The sequence below is a fragment of the Sphingobium sp. genome, assembly GCF_035511395.1.
Lineage (GTDB): Bacteria > Pseudomonadota > Alphaproteobacteria > Sphingomonadales > Sphingomonadaceae > Sphingobium.
Genome location: NZ_DATKFP010000033.1, coordinates 1 through 20,812, shown reverse-complemented (window position 1 = coordinate 20,812; position 20,812 = coordinate 1). Strand labels below are relative to the sequence as shown.

At 65.3% G+C, this 20,812-nt stretch carries 25 protein-coding genes; 11 read left to right on the top strand and 14 right to left on the bottom strand.

All coding sequences use genetic code 11. From position 1 onward, the window contains the following. The 4 genes from VMR39_RS01710 to VMR39_RS01695 form a co-directional block, all read right to left on the bottom strand. Window positions 1-205, bottom strand: a 205-nt coding sequence (locus VMR39_RS01710; protein ID WP_325413720.1) for a tyrosine-protein phosphatase, incomplete at its 3' end; no start/stop codon positions are given. After that, window positions 202-624, bottom strand: coding sequence for an OsmC family protein (locus VMR39_RS01705; RefSeq protein WP_325413718.1), 423 nt, complete (start codon window positions 622-624; stop codon window positions 202-204). The genes VMR39_RS01705 and VMR39_RS01710, both read right to left, overlap by 4 nt. A gap of 36 nt (window positions 625-660) precedes the next feature. Continuing rightward, window positions 661-1,668: a cobaltochelatase subunit CobS gene (cobS, locus tag VMR39_RS01700; RefSeq protein WP_325413716.1), complete on the bottom strand. Its 1,008-nt coding sequence runs from the start codon at window positions 1,666-1,668 to the stop codon at window positions 661-663. A gap of 86 nt (window positions 1,669-1,754) precedes the next feature. Beyond that, window positions 1,755-3,035: an Hsp70 family protein gene (locus tag VMR39_RS01695; RefSeq protein ID WP_325413714.1), complete on the bottom strand. Its 1,281-nt coding sequence runs from the start codon at window positions 3,033-3,035 to the stop codon at window positions 1,755-1,757. Between the two features lie 111 nt (window positions 3,036-3,146). On the opposite strand from VMR39_RS01695, the gene VMR39_RS01690 reads away from it, so the two are divergent. Next, window positions 3,147-3,416 carry a DUF1294 domain-containing protein gene (locus tag VMR39_RS01690; protein ID WP_325413712.1) on the top strand — a complete coding sequence of 90 codons (270 nt, stop codon included), beginning with the start codon at window positions 3,147-3,149 and terminating at the stop codon, window positions 3,414-3,416. Here the strand turns inward: VMR39_RS01690 and VMR39_RS01685 are convergent, their stop codons facing one another. After that, window positions 3,417-4,034 carry a J domain-containing protein gene (locus VMR39_RS01685; protein ID WP_325413710.1) on the bottom strand — a complete coding sequence of 206 codons (618 nt, stop codon included), beginning with the start codon at window positions 4,032-4,034 and terminating at the stop codon, window positions 3,417-3,419. A gap of 45 nt (window positions 4,035-4,079) precedes the next feature. On the opposite strand from VMR39_RS01685, the gene VMR39_RS01680 reads away from it, so the two are divergent. From VMR39_RS01680 to VMR39_RS01670, 3 genes are read left to right on the top strand one after another with little or no spacing between them, the layout of a single operon-like run. Next, window positions 4,080-4,367: a BolA family protein gene (locus VMR39_RS01680; RefSeq protein ID WP_325413724.1), complete on the top strand. Its 288-nt coding sequence runs from the start codon at window positions 4,080-4,082 to the stop codon at window positions 4,365-4,367. 59 nt (window positions 4,368-4,426) lie between these two features. Further along, window positions 4,427-5,134 carry a glutathione S-transferase gene (locus VMR39_RS01675; protein WP_325413708.1) on the top strand — a complete coding sequence of 236 codons (708 nt, stop codon included), beginning with the start codon at window positions 4,427-4,429 and terminating at the stop codon, window positions 5,132-5,134. Continuing rightward, window positions 5,131-6,036 (top strand): pirin family protein, encoded by a 906-nt coding sequence (locus tag VMR39_RS01670; protein ID WP_325413706.1) that lies wholly within the window; start codon window positions 5,131-5,133, stop codon window positions 6,034-6,036. The genes VMR39_RS01675 and VMR39_RS01670 overlap by 4 nt, the downstream gene beginning before the upstream one ends. A 9-nt stretch (window positions 6,037-6,045) precedes the next feature. Here the strand turns inward: VMR39_RS01670 and VMR39_RS01665 are convergent, their stop codons facing one another. Next, a complete protein-coding gene (locus tag VMR39_RS01665) occupies window positions 6,046-6,918 on the bottom strand; it encodes a zinc-ribbon domain-containing protein (protein WP_325413704.1) in 873 nt (290 codons plus the stop codon). A gap of 158 nt (window positions 6,919-7,076) precedes the next feature. Between VMR39_RS01665 and ftsE the strand changes: the two genes are divergently transcribed. From ftsE to VMR39_RS01645, 4 genes are read left to right on the top strand one after another with little or no spacing between them, the layout of a single operon-like run. Beyond that, a complete protein-coding gene (gene ftsE / locus VMR39_RS01660) occupies window positions 7,077-7,787 on the top strand; it encodes a cell division ATP-binding protein FtsE (protein WP_325413703.1) in 711 nt (236 codons plus the stop codon). Next, window positions 7,787-8,692: a cell division protein gene (locus VMR39_RS01655; protein WP_325413701.1), complete on the top strand. Its 906-nt coding sequence runs from the start codon at window positions 7,787-7,789 to the stop codon at window positions 8,690-8,692. The genes ftsE and VMR39_RS01655 overlap by 1 nt, the downstream gene beginning before the upstream one ends. Then, window positions 8,689-9,219: a YdcF family protein gene (locus VMR39_RS01650; RefSeq protein ID WP_325413700.1), complete on the top strand. Its 531-nt coding sequence runs from the start codon at window positions 8,689-8,691 to the stop codon at window positions 9,217-9,219. Before VMR39_RS01655 ends, VMR39_RS01650 begins: the two co-directional genes overlap by 4 nt. Window positions 9,220-9,231: 12 nt before the next feature. Beyond that, window positions 9,232-9,921, top strand: coding sequence for a lysophospholipid acyltransferase family protein (locus tag VMR39_RS01645; protein ID WP_325413698.1), 690 nt, complete (start codon window positions 9,232-9,234; stop codon window positions 9,919-9,921). A gap of 100 nt (window positions 9,922-10,021) precedes the next feature. Here VMR39_RS01645 and VMR39_RS01640 read toward each other — a convergent pair whose 3' ends face one another. The 8 genes from VMR39_RS01640 to htpX all read right to left on the bottom strand — a co-directional run bounded on the left by VMR39_RS01640 (window position 10,022) and on the right by htpX (window position 18,739). Then, window positions 10,022-10,927, bottom strand: coding sequence for a prephenate/arogenate dehydrogenase family protein (locus tag VMR39_RS01640; protein ID WP_325413696.1), 906 nt, complete (start codon window positions 10,925-10,927; stop codon window positions 10,022-10,024). 4 nt (window positions 10,928-10,931) lie between these two features. Beyond that, the gene (gene hisC, locus VMR39_RS01635; protein ID WP_325413694.1) at window positions 10,932-12,041 is read right to left on the bottom strand and encodes a histidinol-phosphate transaminase; all 1,110 of its coding nucleotides are present in this window, start codon (window positions 12,039-12,041) and stop codon (window positions 10,932-10,934) included. 1,062 nt (window positions 12,042-13,103) lie between these two features. Then, a complete protein-coding gene (locus tag VMR39_RS01630) occupies window positions 13,104-14,852 on the bottom strand; it encodes a heparinase II/III family protein (RefSeq protein WP_325413692.1) in 1,749 nt (582 codons plus the stop codon). A 14-nt stretch (window positions 14,853-14,866) separates the two neighbouring features. After that, entirely contained in the window at window positions 14,867-15,529 is a 663-nt protein-coding gene (gene rpe, locus VMR39_RS01625) for a ribulose-phosphate 3-epimerase (protein WP_325413690.1), read from the bottom strand. Between the two features lie 89 nt (window positions 15,530-15,618). Beyond that, window positions 15,619-16,110: a diguanylate cyclase gene (locus VMR39_RS01620; protein WP_325413688.1), complete on the bottom strand. Its 492-nt coding sequence runs from the start codon at window positions 16,108-16,110 to the stop codon at window positions 15,619-15,621. Window positions 16,111-16,165: 55 nt separating this feature from the next. Further along, the gene (locus VMR39_RS01615) at window positions 16,166-17,461 is read right to left on the bottom strand and encodes an RsmB/NOP family class I SAM-dependent RNA methyltransferase (RefSeq protein WP_325413686.1); all 1,296 of its coding nucleotides are present in this window, start codon (window positions 17,459-17,461) and stop codon (window positions 16,166-16,168) included. A 25-nt stretch (window positions 17,462-17,486) separates the two neighbouring features. Next, complete coding sequence (locus tag VMR39_RS01610) at window positions 17,487-17,801, bottom strand: hypothetical protein (RefSeq protein ID WP_325413683.1); 315 nt, start codon at window positions 17,799-17,801, stop codon at window positions 17,487-17,489. Next, the gene (gene htpX / locus VMR39_RS01605) at window positions 17,801-18,739 is read right to left on the bottom strand and encodes a zinc metalloprotease HtpX (protein WP_414712437.1); all 939 of its coding nucleotides are present in this window, start codon (window positions 18,737-18,739) and stop codon (window positions 17,801-17,803) included. The genes VMR39_RS01610 and htpX overlap by 1 nt, the downstream gene beginning before the upstream one ends. A 114-nt stretch (window positions 18,740-18,853) precedes the next feature. On the opposite strand from htpX, the gene VMR39_RS01600 reads away from it, so the two are divergent. From VMR39_RS01600 to VMR39_RS01590, 3 genes are all read left to right on the top strand, one after another. Beyond that, the gene (locus VMR39_RS01600; RefSeq protein WP_325413679.1) at window positions 18,854-19,027 is read left to right on the top strand and encodes a DUF1674 domain-containing protein; all 174 of its coding nucleotides are present in this window, start codon (window positions 18,854-18,856) and stop codon (window positions 19,025-19,027) included. 166 nt (window positions 19,028-19,193) lie between these two features. Then, the gene (locus VMR39_RS01595) at window positions 19,194-19,643 is read left to right on the top strand and encodes a hypothetical protein (RefSeq protein WP_325413722.1); all 450 of its coding nucleotides are present in this window, start codon (window positions 19,194-19,196) and stop codon (window positions 19,641-19,643) included. A gap of 87 nt (window positions 19,644-19,730) precedes the next feature. Then, complete coding sequence (locus tag VMR39_RS01590) at window positions 19,731-20,609, top strand: UTP--glucose-1-phosphate uridylyltransferase (protein WP_325413678.1); 879 nt, start codon at window positions 19,731-19,733, stop codon at window positions 20,607-20,609. The last annotated feature ends 203 nt before the right edge of the window (window positions 20,610-20,812 follow it).

The window sequence follows — 20,812 nt, the reverse complement described above, 5'->3', positions numbered from 1 at the left end:
GCCGAAAATCGCAGATCGCCCGAATACCCAGCGCCCGCAACTGCGCGCTGTCATCCTGCGTCAGCAGCGCCATCGTGCCCGACCGATAGAGCATGCCGCGCCGCACGGTCCGGCCGTCCGTCGTCGGATACCCGCCAAAGTCACGCAGGTTGAACGCGCTCGCCAGAGGCAGCCCGCTTCGTTCCAAAGAGACAGTCTTGCTCACGGCCGCTCCGGTTCGCCTACGCGCGGGACCGCGATCGTCTCGATCTGCGTCTCGACCTCGCTCATCAGCTTGTGTACCGGGCATTTGGCAGCGACGGCGATCAGCCTGTCATGCTGTTCGTCTGTCATCGGGCCGGTCAGGGCGATGCGGGTGGTGAGCCTGTAGATGCCCTTGCGTTCCTCGCTGGCGTCGCGGGCCACGCCGACATGGATATTCTCCACCGGGATATCGTTGCGCTGCGCATACCAGAGCATGGTCATGGCCTTGCACGCACCCAGTGCCGAATCATACAGGTCATGCGGGTCCGGTCCGGCGTCATGGCCGTCGGGGGCGGACATGTCCGCGACGATCTCATGGCCCCGGATGCTGATCCGGTGTGCCGTGCCGCCATTGGGGTCGATCCGTTCGACGACGATCATGTCTAGTCTCCCTGCCGCTTAAGGCAGGGCGAACGCTCAGTTCGCCCGGCTCGCCACGCTCTCCGGCAGATCCTTGCCGAAGACCCGCTGATAATATTCGGCGACCAGCGCCCGTTCCGCCTCATCGCATTTGTTGAGGAAGCTGAGGCGGAAGGCGAAGCCGACATTCTTGAAGATCAGTGCATTCTGCGCCCAGCTGATCACGGTGCGGGGCGACATGACGGTCGAGATATCGCCATTGATGAAGCCCTGGCGGGTCAGTTCCGCCACCTTGATCATGTTCTCGACTTCCTTGCGGCCGCCCTCATGGTCGTACTCGCCGGACTTGGCCAGCACCACTTGCGCCTCGGTCGCGGCGGGCAGATAGTTGAGCGCCACCACCAGATTCCACCGGTCCATCTGACCCTGGTTGATCTGCTGCGTGCCATGATAGAGGCCGGTCGTGTCGCCCAGACCCACCGTGTTGGCGGTCGCGAACAGGCGGAAATGCGGGTTCGGCCGGATCACGCGATTCTGGTCGAGCAGCGTCATCTTGCCATCGGTTTCCAGCACGCGCTGGATCACGAACATCACGTCCGGGCGGCCGGCGTCATATTCGTCGAATACCAGCGCGACCGGGCGCTGCAACGACCAGGGGAGCAGGCCTTCGCGGAATTCCGTCACCTGCTGCCCGTCCTTGAGGACGATGGCGTCGCGGCCGACCAGGTCGATACGGCTGATATGCGCGTCCAGATTGATGCGGATGCACGGCCATTTCAGGCGCGCGGCGACCTGCTCGATATGGCTCGACTTGCCGGTACCATGATAGCCCTGCACCATGACGCGGCGGTTGTGCGCAAAGCCGGCCAGAATCGCCAGCGTGGTATCCGGGTCGAACACATAGGCGGGGTCGAGATCGGGCACGCGTTCGTCGGCCTGCGAAAAGGCCGGGATCCTCATGTCGACGTCGATACCGAAGACTTCGCGCGCGTCGACTTCGCGGTCGGGCGCTTCCAGCAGCGTTTCGGAACGGGTGTCGGGCTGGACGTTCGAAATCTCGGTCATCGGGTCATCAACTTTCTGCGATTCATTCTCGCCCTAACCCAATAACGAAGGGCGTGTCGATAGAGTGGGGGCTGTGCCTGCGACGATCAAGCGGCCCATTCCGCCAAATTGGCCTCCTCGCCGATCAGCGCAAGTCCATGGGCGATGGAGGTGAGTTCGCCGCCGGTCGCGATCCGATCCGGCCCGAACCGCTGGTGGAAGATGCGCCGTATCGCCGGAATCAGCGACGACCCGCCGGTCAGGAACACCCGGTCGATGCTGTCAGGCGTCACGCCGGCCTTGGTCAGCGCCCGGTCGACCGTCTCCTCGATCCGGGCGATGTCGGGGGCGATCCAGCGCTCGAAATCGGCGCGGTCGACCTTCTGCTCAATCTCGATCCCGCCGCCTGCGAAGCGGAAGGTTGCGCCGTCGGCGTCGGAGAGCGCGCGTTTCAATGCGCCTACCGCATCATAGAGCTGATAGCCCAGTTCCTTTTCGATCACGGTCATCATCCGCCCGATTGCAGCCGGATCGCGTGCCGCTTTCTGCAAGCGCGCCAGTTCGTCCATCGTCCGCCGGTTGCGCATCAGGGCAAGGCGCGACCAGTCGGCGAAGTCAGCGAAATAGCTGCGCGGAATCTCCAGCATCTTGCCGAAACTCTCATAGCTGCCGCCCTTGCCCAGCATCGGCAGCACCAGATGGTCGACGATCCGATAGTCGAACCTGTCACCGGCAAGGCCGATGCCGACCGATCCCAACGGTACGCACCGCCGTGCCGCGCCCGGCGCCTCGACCCGGACCAGCGAGAAGTCGCTGGTGCCACCGCCAAAGTCCGCGACGAGAATGGTGGCGGCTTCGGTCAGGCGGCTGGCATAGCTGAACGCCGCGCCCAGCGGCTCATAGACATAGTGAATGTCCGCGCCGAAGCCTGAGAACATCGCGTCATAGCGCTGCCGCGCCAATGCCTCGTCGGGGCGCGCGCCGGCATATTCGACCGGGCGCCCGACGACGATCCGCTCTGGGCGCTTGTCCAGCATCCCGCCCGAATGGCCGATCATCTTCCCCAGGAACATCTGCCCCAGTTCCTCGAAGCGATAGCGTTTCTCGAACACGCTTGCGTTCTCGAAGATCGGGCTGGCCGCCACCGACTTGAACGACTGAAGGAAGCGGCTGTCTTCCGGAAATTCAAGATATTCTGAAATGGCCCATGGCCCGGCCTCATGCGCCATGCCGCCCTTCACGTCGTTGTCGTGCCAGAAGCAGAGCGCGGAGCGGAACACTTCTCCCGTCGCCTGATCGCTGGCAAATTTCACCAGCCGCGATTCCCCGCCGCTTGCCAGCGCGGCGACGCTGTTGGTCGTGCCGAAATCCAGGCCGAGCGCGTGCATGATCGAATCTCCGGGGAATTGAGGGGGCGGGCGCTATGGCAGTGCGTTACCCGTGAGGCAAGGCGCGTTCATGACCTGTGCGTCCGGCTCGAAGCTGCTAGGGCGCGGGGCATGATCGCGCTTTGTCTCGCTTCGCTGCTGATCCTGCTCAACGGCTGGACCATCGCCTGCTTCTGGCGGGACAAGAGATGCGCGATCATCGGCGCCCGCCGCATCCCTGAAGCGCGGCTGCTGACCCTTGCCCTGCTCGGCGGGTCGCCCGGCGCCTTGCTGGCGCGTAGGCTTTTTCGTCACAAGACGCGCAAGCAGCCCTTTTCCGCCCTGCTGCTGTTGATCGTGCTGGTGCAGTCGGGGCTGATCATCGGCTGGCTTCTGATCTGATCAGGCGAAGGCCTCCGCCTTGCGCAGATGGGCATAGGCCTCGATCACGCCCTGCAATGCGCCTTCATGGCTGCGGTCGCCGCCATTATGGTCGGGATGATAGCGGCGCAGCAATTCGGTATAGCGAGTCCGCAGCGCCTTGCGGTCTGCGTCGATCGGCAGGTCCATGACGGCCATCTGCCGGCGATCCTCATGCGACAGGAACTTTCCGTCCTGCCGCATCTGGTTGTCGGCCCGCGCCTTGGCGACGCGCTCCTTGAACTTCGCGCCGATCGCGTCGAGCGGATCGGCAAAATCCGCCCAGCGCGGCGGAGGGCTGGCGGCATTGGAGGAAAAGGCGCGCGTTTCCCGCTCCCATCCCGCATAGGGGCGCTGGGCAGCGGCGATCTCCTCGGGCGACATGCCGGTGAAGAAATTATAGCCCTGGTTGAACGCGCGGACATGATCGAGGCACAGCCAGCGCCAGCGCGGCCCATCATGTCCCGATTGGCTTCCTTCTTGCGGTGGTGCGCGAAATTCGCCCGGTTCCGGGCAGCCCGGCACCGCGCAGGGGCGGTCGCTTTCCACACGGCCGTGGAAACGGTTGAAACGTCGGGTCGAGAAAGGGTCGCTGCTCAAGATCGTCCTGATGGAATGGCTGGCAAAGCAGCCTATATAGGGCGCATGACCACCGACCTCAAAGGCCCTGTTGCCACTGAAATCGAGGCGCGCCTGCGCGCCGCCCTGTCTCCGGCGCATCTCGCCGTCATCGACGACAGCGAAAAGCATCGCGGTCATGCCGGCCATGATGGATCGGGCGAAAGTCATTTCACCGTCGAGATCGTGGCGGATCGCTTCACCGGCCAAAGTCGCGTTGCTCGCCAGCGCATGGTCAATGCAGCGCTCGCCGACCTGTTGCGCGACAAGGTTCACGCGCTGGCCATCAAGGCACGCGCGCCCGGCGAAGCGTGAGACTTTAGTTCCGGCCGGGGCGTTGTCCCTGCTCGTCATAACAGAGCAAGGAGACGCCCATGGCCTATGATTTCTGGTATTGGCCCACCATCCCCGGTCGGGGTGAGTTTGTGCGGCTGACGCTCGAAGCCTGCGCGATCCCCTATCGTGACCGCGCGCGGGAGGATGGAGCGGATGCGCTGATGACCGACATGGAGAAGCATGACGCCGGTCCGGCCTTCGCGCCGCCCTATCTGTCGGTGGATGGCGCGACGATCGCCCAGACCGCCAATATCCTCTTCTATCTGTCGGAACGGCATGACTGCGGTCCTTCGGGCATGAAGGCACGCTATTGGCTGGCGCAGGTGCAGTTGACCATCATGGACCTGGTGGCGGAAGCGCATGACGTCCATCACCCGGTCGGCGTCGAACTCTATTATAAGGACCAGAAGGCGGAATCGCTGCGCCGCGCACAGGGCTTTCGTGAGCAGCGTATCCCGAAGTTTCTAGACTGGTTCGAACGGGCGCTGCGATCGCAGGACGGCGACTGGCTGGCAGGCACCCGCTGGAGCCATGCCGACCTGTCGCTTTTTCATCTGGTCGCCGGGTTGCGCTACGCCTTTCCGCTGCGCATGGCGACGCTGTTGCCCGGCTATCCGGACCTTGCCGCGCTGCATGACCGGGTTGCGGCTCTGCCCGAATTGCAGGACTATCTGTCGAGCGACCGGCGTCTTCCCTTCAGTGAGGAAGACATATTCCGTCACTATCCTGAACTGGACGCCCCATGACGCCTGAAGACCTGATCATCCAGACCATCACGCCCACCACCCATGATCTGGGCGATTTCAAGGTACATCGCTCGCTGCCGGTGAAAGGGCGGACCATGGTCGGCCCCTTCATCTTCTTCGACCAGGCGGGCCCCGCGAAGATCGGCGCTGGGCAGGGCATCGACGTGCGGCCGCATCCGCACATCAACCTGGCCACCGTCACCTATATGTATGAAGGCGCCTTCCTCCACCGGGATTCGCTTGGCACGGAGCAACTGATCGAACCCGGCGCGGTCAATCTGATGACGGCGGGCAAGGGTATCGTCCATTCCGAACGCTCGCCCGACGAGGATCGCGCCAAGGCGTCCAAATTGTCGGCCATACAGACCTGGCTCGCCCTGCCGGACCGGTTCGAGGAAATGGACCCCGCCTTCGAGCATGTCAGCGAGGGCGGCCTGCCGGTGATCGAGGATGGTGGGGTACGCGCTCGCGTGATCATGGGATCGCTCTGGGGCGAAACCTCGCCCGTCACCACCTATGCTCAGACCATCTACGCCGATATCCAGCTCGCGCCCGGCGGTCGGATCGCGATCGATCCGTCGGCGGATGAGCGCGCCCTCTATGTGTCGGGCGGCGACGCGGCGCTCGACGGACTGATGCTCGCGCCGCAGACGCTCTACGTCCTGCGTCCGGGAACATCCGCTACATTGATGAGCGTTGATGGCGGCCGTGTGGTGCTGTGCGGCGGCGAAGCCTTCACCTCGCCGCGTCATGTCTGGTGGAATTTCGTATCCTCCAAGCAGGACCGGCTGATGCAGGCGCGTGAGGATTGGGACGCGATGCGCTTTCCGCTGATCCCCGGCGACGATCAGGAGTTCATCCCGATCCCGCAGGGGCGGCCTAAGACGGTCAGCTACCCCTGACCGATCGCTTTACTGAACAAAGGTCAGCGAGAGATTCTCGGCATTTTTCGGAATGTCGATCCGGCTCTCGTTGATCGACGCTTCCTCGCCGGGCTTCAGGCGGGTCTTGTCGGCCTTCGTCGTCCAGCTGAATACCAGTCGGTTCTGCCGGTCGCGCAGCTGCACCAGCACCGGTGGCACCGGCAGCGCCTGGCTGCCGCTGTTTACGATCCGTGCGCCGAAGGCGAAATATTCCTCGCCCGTCGGCAGCTTGCGGCGCTCGGCCGGTTTGGACAGGTAGAAGAGCAGGTCGGGATCGCCTTCTTCCGGCACGATGCCCATGGCGACCATCCATGACGGCGGGCCGAAATAGGTGAGCGCGCCGCCGGCCGCCGCGACGGCCAGGAAGAAAATTGCCGCAGCCCAGGTCCACAGCTTGAGCATGTTGCGTCGCGGCTTGACCGGGACCGGCGCGGAAAACCTGTCTTCCTCGACCGGTTCGGGGGGAGCGCCGGCATAGATGTCGTCGAAGCGATAGCCGGTTGACGTGGCCGGCGGCGTCGCGACTTCTTCCTGTACGACGCGTTCTGCCACGGCAGGCTCGGGCGCCGGACCAGAAGTCGCGCCGGAAGACGTCATGACAGAGGCAGGCGTTTCCTGCACCGGCGCAGGTCTGGGCGGTGCAGTTGTCGTCGGCGACGGGGGTGGCGCAGCGACCGGCTCAGCCGAAGTGGCGACGGGGGCCGTCGGGGCGACCGTTACGTCCTCGCGTGCCGGCAGGACGGCCGGTTCCTGGAACCAGCTATGTTTGCACGCCGCGCAGCGGACCTGGCGGCCATTGGAGCCTACGGCGCTGTCGGGCACGACATATCGGGTCGCGCAATTGGGGCACACCAGGATCATTTCGCTTCATAGGCATGGCAGGGACTCGCGCGCAAGCGTCAACAGCGAGGGTGCGACTCGCGTGATCGTGCGGCGCAGGCTTTACGGCGGCCTGCCGCCTGTGCCATGGCTGACGCTTCGGGGAAGCAGGGAGCGCATCAGCGCCACATCGCAAAGACATGACGGCGATTGTCCAGTTCGAAAATGTCGGCCTGCGCTATGGTCTGGACAGCGAAACGCTGTCCGACGTCAGCTTCTCGCTCGCGAGCGGCGGCTTCTATTTCCTGACCGGCGCGTCGGGCGCGGGCAAGACGTCGCTGCTCAAGCTCCTCTACCTGGCCCAGCGGCCCAGCCGGGGTGTCATCCGCCTGTTCGGCGAGGATGTGGTGACGCTGCCCCGCAGTCGCCTGCCCGGTTTCCGCCGCCGCATCGGTGTCGTCTTCCAGGATTTCCGGCTGGTTCCGCATCTTTCCGCCTACGACAATATCGCACTGCCGCTGCGTGTCGCGGGCATGGAGGAGAGCGAGATCGAGGCGCCGGTGGCGGAAATGCTTAACTGGGTCGGCCTTGGCGATCGCGGTCAGGCGCGTCCTGCGACCCTTTCGGGCGGAGAGCAGCAGCGCGTCGCCATCGCCCGCGCGGTGATCGGCCGGCCCGAAATATTGGTGGCGGACGAACCGACCGGCAACGTCGATTCCGACATGGCCCGACGCCTGATGACGCTGTTCGAGGCGCTCAATCGCCTGGGCACTACCATTGTCGTCGCGACCCACGACCTGCCGCTCATCGCGCAGGTCCGGGACGCGCAGATGATGAAGCTGGACAAGGGGCGGTTGGCCGATCCGACCGGCACGCTGCGCTATCCGCCGCGCGCGCAGGAGCGGAATTGATGGCCAGCCGCGCCAATCGCAAGGCAGCTGCCGCTGCGCGCCATCGCCTGTTGCCCGAAGGCCGGGTAGCGGGACCGATGCCCTGGATCATCGCGATCATGATGTTCCTGACCGTGCTGTCCGCCGCCGCTGGATTGGGCCTCAGCGCATCGGTCCGGTCGATGAGCGCCGATCTCGCCGGCCGCGCCAGCGTACAGGTGGTGGAGGCCAATGCGGAAGCGCGCGACCGGCTTGCGGCGCAAACGCTCAGCGCCCTGCGCAGCGCGCGAGACGTGCGCAGCGCTGTCCCTGTCGACCCGGCCGTACTCGCCGACCAGCTTCGTCCCTGGTTGGGCGATGCGGCAAGCAGCGGCGACCTGCCGGTGCCTTCACTGATCGACGTGATGCTGACGCCGGGGGATGTCGATGGAAAGGTCGACCGGCTGCGTCGCCAGCTGGCCAATATGTCGCCCAAGCTGCGGATCGAACCGCACGCTGCTTTTCTCCTGCCTCTGGCTGGCTTGTTGACCGCGCTCGGCTGGCTGTCTGCGGGCGTGGTGCTTCTGATGGTTCTTGCTACCGGCGCGGTTGTCGTGCTGGCGGCGCGTGGTGCGCACGACAGCCATCGTGGCACGATCGACGTGCTGCACCTGATGGGATCGACCGATGTGCAGATTGCCCGCCTGTTCCAGCGGAGGATCGGGCTCGACGCGTTTCTGGGCAGCGCGCTGGGTTTTTCCTTCGCCATGCTGGTCATTATCCTGATCGGATTGCGCCTGTCCGCGATGGGATCGGACCTGCTCGGCGCGGTCACGCTCGATACCCAAAGCTGGGTGCTGCTGGCGCTGCTGCCGATATTGGGCGTGATCCTTGCCACGCTGGCGGCGCGCTGGACGGTTTTACGCGCATTGGAGCGGTCGCTATGATCGTCCGTCTCGCCGCCGTAACCCTGCTATCCTGGATGCTGGGCTTTGCCTGGTTCGCCATCTTTCTGCCCCAGCCGCTCGACGGACGAGAGACCGACGCGATCGTCGTGCTGACCGGCGGGGCGGGACGGATCGACCGGGGGATCGCCCTGTTGCAGGATGGCGCGGCCAAGCGGATGTTGATTTCCGGGGTCGACCGCTCGGTCCGCCCGGTCGAACTGGCGGCGCAGTACAAGACGCCGGAAAAGCTGTTCTCCTGCTGCATAACCCTTGGCCGCGAAGCGATCGACACCCGTTCCAACGCGATCGAGACGGCCCGCTGGCTGGAGCGGCGCGATTACAAGACCGTCCGCCTTATCACCACGGATTGGCACATGCGCCGCTCCGCTCTGGAACTGCGCCAGGCGCTGCCGGGCCGGGTCACGCTCGTCTATGATGCGGTGCCCAGCCGGCCCAGCCTGACTGTGCTTATGCGCGAATATAATAAATATCTGCTGCGGCGGATTGCCGCATTGATCGGTATCTGATCAGAACGCGCCATGATCATCGCCGTCCGTTCTCTTATTTTCATGCTGGTCTTCTACAGCGGAAGCCTGCTTTTTGTCCTTTGGGCAATCGCTTTCGGCTGGGTCACGCCACTGATGGTTCAGCGCACCGCTACCGCCTGGAGCCGCTTCCACCGGGGTTGCGTCCGCTGGCTGCTGCGACAGAAGGTGGTGGTGGACGGCGATCTGCCGCAGGGGCCGTATCTCTACATCATCAAGCATGAATCGATGTTCGAGACGATCGACATGCTCTGCCTGTTCGATCGTCCGGCGATCGGGGCGAAGCGGGAATTGTTCGACATTCCGCTTTGGGGCGGGATTGCGCGGCGTTATGGCCTGATCCCGATCGAGCGGACAGCGGGGGCCAGTGCGTTGCGCGTCTTGCGCGCGGCGGCAAGGGACCGGATCGCGCAGGGGCGGGCCATCTGCCTCTTCCCCGAAGGCACGCGGGTTCCGCATGGCGAGGCGCCGCCGCTGAAATCCGGGTTTGCCGGCCTCTACAGCCTGCTGGGCCTGCCGGTGGTGCCGATCGCTATCGACAGCGGGCGGGTGTCGCCGCGAGGCCGGTTCCTGAAGCGCCCCGGAACCATCACCTACAAGGTTGGCGAGATGATCCCCGTCGGCCTCGACCGCAAGGAAGCAGAAGCCCGCGTCCATGCAGCGATCAACGCCCTCAACGCTTGAGTTTGTCCTGCTCCAACTGATTCAGGGCAAACTCCATTTTCTTTTGTTTTCCGTGATTTCCGAGTCGTGAAATGTTCCATTTCACTCGAAATCACTCCGGTCAGTGAGAGCGGCCGAAGTCGGGCTTGGCGTCGTCCTGGCCCTGTTCGATGATCGATCGGCGGATCGCGCGGGTGCGGGTGAAGAGGTTGAACAGCGCATCCCCGTCATTCCAGCGGATCGCGCGCTGAAGCGCCGACAGATCCTCCGAGAAGCGCTGGAGCATTTCCAGCACCGCATCCTTGTTCGCCAGGAACACATCGCGCCACATGGTCGGGTCGGAGGCGGCGATACGGGTGAAATCGCGGAAGCCGCCAGCCGAATATTTGATCACCTCGCTCTGGGTGACGTCCTCCAGATCGCTGGCCGTGCCGACGATGGTGTAGGCGATGAGGTGCGGCAGGTGGCTCGTCACCGCCAGCACCAGATCATGATGCGCGGGGTCCATCGTCTCGACATTGGCGCCCACGCGCCGCCATAGCTCGGCGACGCGCTCCACGGCGGCGGGATCGGCATCAGCGGGCGGGGTGACGATCGACCAGCGGCCCTTGAACAGGGTCGCGAAGCCTGCTTCCGGTCCGCTGTTTTCCGTGCCTGCTACCGGATGCGCCGGGATGATCGTCCGCCCCGGCAGCGCGGCGTTGAGTTGCGCCAGCACGTCCGCCTTGCAGGATCCGACATCGCTGACGATGGCGTCGACGGGCAGGTCGTCGGCGATCTCCGCCGCCGCCGCGCCCATCGCCCGGACGGGGACGCACAGAATGACCAGATCGGCATCGGTCACGGACGCACCCGCCGTGTCGGTGATGTCATCGGCAAGGTCGATCCGCCGGGCGGTTTCGCGCACGGCGGGATCGGCATCATAGCCCGTGACCCGCACGGTCGGCATGTCCGCGCGGATCGCGCGGGCCAGCGAGGAACCGATCAGCCCCAGGCCGATGATGGTGACGCGAGCGAAAGGCAGCATGGCGTCAGGCGGCCTCCACCATGGCGCGCAGCTTCGCGGCGACGGCGCGCGTCTGTTCTTCGGTGCCGATGGTGATGCGAAGGCCGTTGGGCAGGCCCTGACCGGGCAGCCAGCGCGTTGCGTAGCCTTCGTCCCACAGCCCCTTCATCGCCGCTTCGGCGGTCAGCCTGCCGTCGAACAGGATGAGGAGGAAGTTGGTCTTGCTCGGCACGGCGCGCAGGCCATGGTTGGACAGCGAGGCGACCTCGCTCGCCAGCCAGTCGCGCCACTGCGCCGTGTGCGCCCGGCTGCGATCGACCCAGGCGTCGTCGTTGATCGCCGCGACCGCCGCCGCCTGCCCCGCCGTCGTCACGTTGAACGGCGCGCGGATGCGGTGGAGGATGTCGATCACCTCAGGCGAAGCATAGCCCCAGCCGATCCGTTCGGCGGCAAGGCCGTGAATCTTGGAGAAGGTGCGGGTGACGAAGATGTTGGCGGCATCCTTCGCCAATTCCAGCCCGCCATCATCCTCATCCGCGTCGAGATATTCGGCATAGGCCTGATCGAGGACGAACAGGATGTCGGGACGCAGCCCGGCATGCAGGCGGGCAATCTCTTCCCGGCTGGTCAGCGTGCCGGTCGGGTTGTTGGGATTGGCAAGGAAGACGACTTTGGTCTTGTCCGTCACCGCCGCAAGCAGCGCGTCGACGTCGGTCGCATAATCCTTGTCCGGCGCGATCACCGGGGTCGCACCGACGCGGCGGGCGGCGATGTCATAGACCGCGAAGCCATAGCGGACATACAGGACTTCATCGCCCGGCCCGGCATAGGCCGATGCGGCGATGTGCAGCAGTTCGTCCGATCCGGTGCCGTAGATGATGCGGGCAGGGTCGAGGCCATATTTGGCGCCGATCGCCTCGCGCAGCTTCGTCGCGCCGGGATCGGGATAGGTGGCGAGGTCGGCGGTGGCGGCGACCAGCGCGGCGCGCGCGGCGTCGCCGGTGCCGAGCGGATTTTCATTGGCCGAAAGCTTGATGAGCGGGCGGCCGTCATCGGCCGCCGACTTGCCCGGCACATAGGCGTGAATGCCGAGGATCCAATCCTTGGGCGCTGGCTTTGCATCAGTCTGTGTCATGGGCCGGGGCTTTAGCGGCTTTGGCGGCAAAGGCAAAGCGGGCTGCTGACGGCGCGTGCCCGAAGTTCACGGTGTCGGAGGGCAATTGCGACGGGAAGCGCCCGCGAGGCGACCGGGACGCGCCGCCGACGCGCCGCCGACGCGTCGGATGAGCGACTTTCGGGTGACGGGGTGGCGACGAGAGCAGGGATCGAATGCGGGGTTTCATCCGTCAGGATAGATCAGAGAATATCCTACATTGGAAGGGAATTGGACAAGGGATGGCTTTGGTGTGCGAGGAGGAAAGCGGCTGGTCTGGAGGCGACCAGTTTTTGACCCTCCGCACTCAACGCAAATTGCCCAATTGCAGACATACGATCTATCAGCCAAAGTGCAGTGATGCGATCAGGCTGGAAATCTCTTTATAGCCGTGTTCGGCGCTTTGTGGATCACGACCAATCCACCCGCGCAAGACCCGCCACACCTTTTCTTGGCATTCTGCCGATTGCAGGTATGGGCGCTGCACAATCTCACCTGAGCGGTGGCGCAGCACTTGTCGGCTGGATTTTAGCAGTTGGCATTGCGCTCCTGTGGACGGCGTTTGCTTGCTGGCGTGGCTACCGGCTTTTGTTAACAGGTGCGGTCAAAGGAGATCGGCAGTTCGATCACAGGACCAAGTTCAGGCTTCCCCTAGAGTATCGTGATACAGAAAGCGCGACCAAAGCACGTCGTCGTAAGCGGTAGTTTTGGTTCGCTTTTCATATCATCCGCGCCAGCACCCGCCGTTCCGCTTCCCACCCATCGCTGCCTTCTGCCCCCCTTTTTCCTTCTCCGCGTCCTCCGCGCCTCCGCGCGAAAAAATCAAATCACGCGGAGACGCGGAGGAAGAGGCGGCGGCGGTCGGCCTTCGGTTGTTGGAATGCCTATGGACGTCATGATGGGGCGCTGCGCTTCCGTCATGCTGACGACAGTCCGCCTCCAGAGTTTCCTGTAGCCACTCTGGATCCCGGCGTGCGCCGGGATGACGGAATTAGGGAAGGCGGCTTTTTCCGACGCGGTGTCGCAAGGCCATCCCGCCGGGCCTTAGCCCATCCGCTTGAACAGCCAGCCCATGCTGGAGCCGCCGGGCAGCGCCTCGCCGGTGACGACCAGTTGCTTCGTCGCGTGAGGCCGGCCATCGCCGTCGACCCAGAGGCTGTCCTCGACGCTCAGCACGCCCGCGCCGGTGCGGAATTGCCAGAGGCCACCCAGATCGATGCGCAGCACCGCGCCCTGATTGTCGGCGGTCAGTGTCGGCTCGACGCCGGGTGCCAGATGGAAGCGCAACTGCACCGGCTGCTTGCCGGGCTTGCGACGCCGTTCCGCCGGGGTCAGCATATCCTCGCCCCGGACTTCCTTGCCATCGCCGCTCACCATCAGCAGGCGGCGATGGACATAGCCCAGCCGCCGGACATAGCCGTCATGGCTGATGTCGAGGCGGCTGCCATTGTCCATTTCCTGCCGGTTCAGTTCGACCTCGGTCACGCCCTTGCCCAGCGTACCATCGGGCAGCAGCGCAGTGGAGTTGCTGTCGTTCAGCACGAGGGTGCTGTGCGCCGCCGTGGTGCGCAGCCCTTGCGCCAGGTCGCGGGGTATCCACGCGCCTTCAAGGCCGGCGCCGCCGCAATTGACGATCAGGCGTAATTGCCCGTCGCTGATCTCGATCGCGCCGGTCGAGGCGCAGCCCGCTTCGGCGAGCCGGGCGACGGGGGGCGGGGCGGCGTCGATCTGCACCACGGTGCTGCCGGCGCTGATCCGCTGATAACCCCAGTCGCGCGCTGCACGCAGCGGGCGGGTGCGCACACGGCTGGCATTCACCACGGCTTCGACCGTCTGCGGGTCGATCGCGCCCGCGCCCTGCCAGCTTCCAAGCCCGCCGTCGCCATGGGTGAGGCCGAGCAGCGCCGGCACCGCGCGCGACAGGCCATCGCTCAGGCACAGCGGCGCCTTTTCACGCCGCACATCGTAGACGGCGCGCAGCATGGACAGCAGCATCACCGCTTCCAGTTGCGCCAGCGGCGATCGCGACACGATGCCGCCGTCTGGGTGAAAACTGCCTTCGATCGCGCGCTTGAGGCCCGCCTCGCCGAACATGCGACGGGCGTCGCCGCCGGGGATGAGCAGGGCGGCGGCCAATATGCCGCACCAGGCGGTGAGGCGCGGCAGGCCCATCGGCGCCTTGTCCGCGATGCGGTCCAGATGGCGGGCGGTGCGCGCGATGCAGTTCAGCACCAGCGATCGATAGACGAGGTCGCTGGACGAGAGGATCAGCGGCGCATGGGCGGTCCAGAACAGCAGCCGCCAGCCGGCATTGTCGGCGCGCCATGCCGGTTCGCTCGGCGTTTCGGCATGGGCCGCCAGCCATTTGCGCATCACTGCCTCGGCGATCGGCGCGCCCTGCTCGCGCGAGGCGCTGCTGCCAAGGTCGCGCAGCCAGCGGAAGCTGTGGAGATAATCGGCAAAGGCCGGGCTGACCGAAAGGTTCGCGAAGTCCAGCGCGCCGACCGGCTGCTTGTTTCCCCGGAAAAGGAAATAGCCGGTGCGGATCGCCGCGCCGGCGCGGCCATCGCCCGGCACAGCGTCATCGGGCACGGCGAGCAGCTTGAGCGGATATTTGCCCCGAAGCTTGCGGCCGTGGATCGGCGTCTTCCAGCTCAGCAGGTAGAAATGATTGGCGATGCGTTGCGCCAGCGACAGGCCCTTGTCATCCGCGACGCGGATGAGCCGCTTGCCCTGTTCGATGCCATCACTGTCCGCTTCGGGCGGATCATCCTGGCCTCGGCGGACGGACATGCGCCGCGCTTCGCTCACCCGCCCCGCAGCTTCCGGATATTGTCGGCATAGGCTTCAGGCCCACCGCGGAAGGTGGCGGTGCCCGCGACCAGCACGTCGGCGCCGGCCTCTATCGCCCTGGGCGCGGTTGTGAAATCGATGCCGCCATCGACCTGAAGGCGGATGTCGCGGCCCGACTTGTCGATCATCTTGCGGATCGCCTCGATCTTGCGCAGCTGATTCTCGATGAAGCTCTGGCCACCGAAACCGGGGTTGACGCTCATCACCAGGATCAGGTCGACATCGTCCATCAGATAGTCGAGCATCTTGGCCGGCGTGCCGGGATTGAGGACCACGCCCGCCTTCACGCCCAGCGACTTGATATGCTGGACGGTGCGATGGATGTGCGGACCGGCTTCGGGATGGACGGTGATGATGTCGGAACCGGCTGCCGCGAAAGCATCCAGATACTGGTCGACCGGCGAGATCATCAGATGGACGTCGAAGACCTTCTTCGTGTGCGGGCGCAGCGCCTTCACCACCGCCGGGCCGATCGTGATGTTGGGCACGAAATGGCCGTCCATGACGTCGATATGCACCCAGTCGCAGCCCGCTTCGTCGATGGCGCGGACCTCCTCGCCCAGGCGGGCGAAGTCGGCGGAGAGGATGGAGGGCGAGATGAGAATGGAACGGGTCATTAACCGTTCGCCTTAGTCGCCGCCGGGGTCAAGGGCAACGGACATTTGCCCGCGAGTCGCGATTGTTTCGGGACAGTCGCGCAAAGCGTTCAAAGCATGACGAAAATGGTCGGGTCCAGCCGGGGCGACGACGGCGCGCCCTGGGGCAGCATCTGCTTGACGCCATGCAGCGCGACGACCTCGCCCGCTGCATCCAGCACCGGGGCGGCGACCAGCCGCATGGCGCAGCGGCCGGCACCATCGGCCTGGTCGATATCGACGTCCAGGGTGAAGCCGCGCTTGTGCCGGATGGCATAGCCGCGCAGCCGCTCCATCGGGTCGCGCGAGTCCGGCGCATAGAGCGACACGGACAGGGGGCGGGGGACGATGCTGTCCCGTTCCAGCCCGAATATGTCATAGACGCCCGCGGTCCAGTGCAGGCCATTGTCCTTGAGGTCGCAGAACCACAGGCCAAGCCCGCGTTCGGCCAGCGCTTCATCATTGCGGGCGATGGTCGGATCGAGCAGCACGGGTGAGAGATGCTCGCGCAGGGCGTAGAGCGGCCAGCTATGGTGCAACGGCAATGGCTCGGTCGGACGCATGGGCGGCGCACCTTGGTGGATGGGCGATCCTGTCTAGGCCTTCGATAGTTAAGGCTTAGTTCGCCCTTCTGGCAAGGCGGGCGATGAAGAAACCATCCGCGCCGCCGCGATCGGCGAGCATGTCAGGCAGCGAGCGGAGCCAGCCTTCGTCGGTCGGCGTCATGCCTTCGGGCAGTTCTGCGGCAGTGGCGGGGACCAGCGCGAAGTCGGCATGATCGGCCAGGAATCGTTCGACCTGATCCTCACCCTCGGCCCGTTCGAGCGAGCAGGTGGCATAGACGATCCGTCCGCCCGGCTTCAGCCAGCCGGCGGCGCGCGCCAGCAATTCGCCCTGCAATTCGGCGAGTTCCGCAATCTGGCGCGGACCGATGCGGTGCAGCACGTCGGGATGGCGGCGATAGATGCCGGTCGCCGTACAGGGCGCGTCGAGCAGGATGGCGTCGACCGCGGCGTCGGGCTGCCACTGGCGCAGATCGGCCGGCACCACGTCGGCGGACAGGCCGGTGCGGGTCAGATTTTCGGTCAGCCGCTCCAGACGCTTCTTCGACTGGTCGACCGACAGCACATGCCAGCCCGTTGCCGCAAGCTGCATCGTCTTGCCGCCCGGCGCGGCGCACAGGTCGAGTACGGTCCGGCTCTCTCCCGCGCCCAGCAGCCGCGCCGCGCAGGAAGCAGCGATGTCCTGCACCCACCAGGCGCCCTCGGCAAAGCCCGGCAGGTCGGGAATGACAGCCCCTTCGGGCAAGCGGACATGGCCCGGCGCGAAGGATGCGCCGTTAAGTTCGGCCGTCCATTTCGCCGTCTCGCCGGCATCGCGCAGCGTCACGTCCACCGGCGGACGGACGGCATAGGCATGGGCGGCGGCCTGCGGCATCGCTTCGCCCCATTGGCCGGTCCAGCGTTCCACCACCTCGACGGGCAGGGTGGGGGGATCGGGCAGTAGCGGCTCGCCGCGCGTCACCGTGCCGAACACGCCATGGACCAGCTTGCGCGGGCCACCATCGACCAGCGGCAGGGCGGTGGCGATCGCGGCATGGGCGGGCGTGCCCATGATCAGCGTCTGGGCGAGCGCGATGCGTAGCACCATGCGCGCCTTGGCATCGTCGGGCAGGGTCTGTTTCGTCGCGCCGTCGATCAGCGCGTCAAGATCGGGCAGGTGGCGCAGCACTTCGGCGGCGATCGCATGGACCAGCGCGCGGTCGGACTGCGGCAAACCCTGCGCGGCGCCATGCAGCGCCAGTTCCAGCGGATCGCCCCGGCGCAGCACGGCGTCGAGCAGCCGCAGCGCGGCACGACGCGCGGGAAAGCCGGGGACATCATCGGGGCGGGGAGCATTTGGACGGCGGGACATCAGCGGCCCCTACGCGCTTTCGCCCTCAAAGAAAATGGGAGACGCCAAAGCCGAGCGAGAGGAACAGGGCGATCCAGAAGAGGATGCCGACCCAGAGCGCCAGCCAGTCCGACCGGCGCGGTCTGGCTTGGCTACCCTTCGGAACGGTGCGAAGCGAGGAGGGGATGCGCTTGCCGCCCAGCGTCGAGACGGCAATCACGCGGCGGCCGACGCCATGGAAGAAGCGCGCGGTGTGTCGGGAAAAGACATGGTCGACGGTCAGGTCGACCACCAGCCCGCCGGCATGGCGCAGCACCACGCCCGCCACGTCGACGACGACCTCCCCGATCTCGTCGACCATCAGCGCCCGTGCGGATCAAGCGCGCTGCGGCGGCGTTCAGGGGCCGGCGCGGGCGGGGCTGCCACCGGCGACAATGCCGACGCGCGGGACGTGGCCGGGGAGCCGATCGCAGGCCCGCCCACGTCCACGGCGATATCCTGCAAGGCGGCGATGCGCTTCTCGGTCGCGGGATGGGTGGAGAACAGCTCGCTGACATGGGTCGGCACGATGTAGAGCTGCGCCGCCGCCGGATTGCGTTCGGCCACCGGGTTGGGGATCGTCTCCGCCCGGCCCGAAATCTTGGCGAGGGCCGATGCCAGCGCATGGGGATTGCCGCTGATCTCCGCCCCGGCACGGTCGGCGCCATATTCGCGGGTGCGGCTGATCGCCATCTGCACGATCATCGCGGCGAAGGGGGCGACGATCACCGCCAGCAGGCTGGCGACCATATTGCCATGCCCTTCGCGATCTCCGCCGCGGAAGAAGAGGCCGAAATTCGCCAGCATCGAAATGGCGCCCGCGATCGTGGCGACCATCGTCATGATGAGCGTGTCGCGATTCTTCACATGGCCCAGTTCATGCGCCATCACGCCGGCCACCTCGTCCCGGTTGAGCATAGCGAGCAGGCCGGTGGTCGCGGCCACGGCGGCATTTTCGGGATTGCGCCCGGTGGCGAAGGCATTGGGCGCGTCCTGATCGATGATATAGACGCGCGGCATCGGCAGTTGCGCGCGCTGCGCCAGTTGCTGCACCAGCCCGTAAAAATCCGGCGCGCTCTGCGCATCGACTTCCCGAGCGTCATGCATGCGCAGGACTATCTTGTCGGCGTTCCAGAAGGTGAAGAGGTTCATGCCCGCCGCCACGAGCAGCGCGATCACCGCGCCACCGCTGCCGCCCAGCGTATAGCCCAGTGCCATGAACAGCGCCGTCAGCGCCGCCAGCAACATGGTCGTCTTCATCCCGCTCACTTGCAATGCTCTCCTTTGCGGCCCAAAATAGGGACCAGAGCGTGAATATGGGGTGGATCGGCCTCTTTCGCAATCAGACTGCCCGCAATCGAAAGGCCGCAATCCATGGGAAGTTTCAACGGCAAGCGCCCGGCGCATGTGAAGCCACCTGCCCATCTCTCCAAAAGCCCGCCGGTGCCCGAGGGCGATCCGGTCGACGCGCCCTCGCGCCATGACGAGGAACTCAGCCCGGTGCGCTATGGCGACTGGGAGCGGAAGGGAATCGCGATCGATTTCTGACGCTTGGCGCCATGGCTCCATTCGCCGCCGATTTAGCACGTCTGCCGTTGGCCCGTGCCGCTGCTGCGAGGAGCCCGGTCGCCCGCTCTGGCCTTTTTCCCCTGCTTTTGTGCAGGACTCCAGGGTAAAGGAGTTTTCGGGCGTGGGTGTGCATCTTGTTTCGGATATGGACGTGAGTGGGAAGCCGGTATCGGGCTATGCGCCAGAGGATGCGGCGTTGCTGTGCGGTGTCGGCCGTCTCGTCTGTGCCTGGACCATGTTGGAACAGAGCCTGGAGGCGAAGATCGGCATGTTGCGGGACGCGATGGGTGACGTGCGCACCGTGGGCGCGCGAACCCGGCCGACCATGACCAAGCTTATGACCGAATTGCGCACCATGGTGGCGATGCGCGATCGCCGCAACGCCAGCGCCCTCACAGAAATCTCCGCCATCGAGCGCGACATGCAGCGGATCGACCGTTTCCGCGCGCTCATCATCCAGGGCTTCCAGCAGCCCGAACCCGGCGGTTTCGCCTGCCGCGACCCGCGCAACAACCAGGTGCATGTCAGCCTGGAGCAGCTCGACGCGGAAATTTCCGCGCTTGAAGAAATCGCGCAGAGACTTCTTTCCGTCTGACGCGTTGTTGCGCACGCAACTTCTTACCTCTACGCTTTTCAAGCGATTCTAGACGCATTTTCCGCATTGCAGCGAGAATGGAGCCGTATGACTCACAAGCCTATTCGCAAAGCCATCTTCCCTGTCGCCGGTCTTGGCACCCGGTTCCTCCCCGCCACCAAGGCGGTCCCCAAGGAATTGCTGCCGGTCGTCGACCGGCCGCTGATCCAATATGCCGTCGATGAGGCCCGCGAGGCCGGCATCGAACAGATGATCTTCGTCACCGGGCGCGGGAAGGGCGCGATCGAGGATTATTTCGACATCGCCTACGAAACCGAGGCGACCCAGCGCGAGCGCGGCAAGGATCTGGGGGCGCTGGAAGGCACCCGCCTGATGCCTGGCAACGCCGTCTTCATCCGCCAGCAGGAACCGCTGGGACTGGGCCACGCGATCTGGTGCGCACGCGACATTGTCGGCGACGAACCCTTCGCCATCCTGCTGCCCGACGAATTCATGCGCGGCGCAAAAGGCAATGGCTGCCTCAAGCAGATGGTCGACGCCTATGACAAGGTCGGCGGCAACCTGGTCTGCGCGCTCGAAATCCCGATGGACGAAACGCCCAGCTATGGCGTCATCGATCCGGGCGCGCGCGACGGCGTGTTGACGCAGGTGAAGGGGCTGGTCGAAAAGCCCAAGCTCGGCACCGCGCCCTCCAACCTGATCGTGCCGGGGCGCTACATCCTCCAGCCGCAGGTGATGAAGATCCTGGAAACCCAGGAAAAGGGAGCGGGCGGCGAGATTCAACTGACCGACGCCATGGCCTCGCTGATCGGCGACCAGTCCTTCCACGGCGTGACCTTCGACGGTCGCCGCTTCGACTGCGGCTCCAAGGCCGGTTATATCGAGGCGAACCTGGCCCTGTCGCTGGATCGCGAGGATCTCAAGGACCATATCCGTGCCTTCGCGCAGCAGGAACTGGCCCGCTAATTAACACTGACATCCGTTCGCTTCGGGCCTGTCGACAGCGCTCGAAGCGAACGGATCGATTACGGGGACGGCACCGAACCGGCGCCTATGCGGCCTGGGTCATCTGCTGCTTGATCCGATGGACGGTGGCGACCCCAATTTTGAGTTTCTTGGCGGCGGCATTGATGCTCGTGCCCTTGGCGAGTTCCCGCTTGATCCGGTCA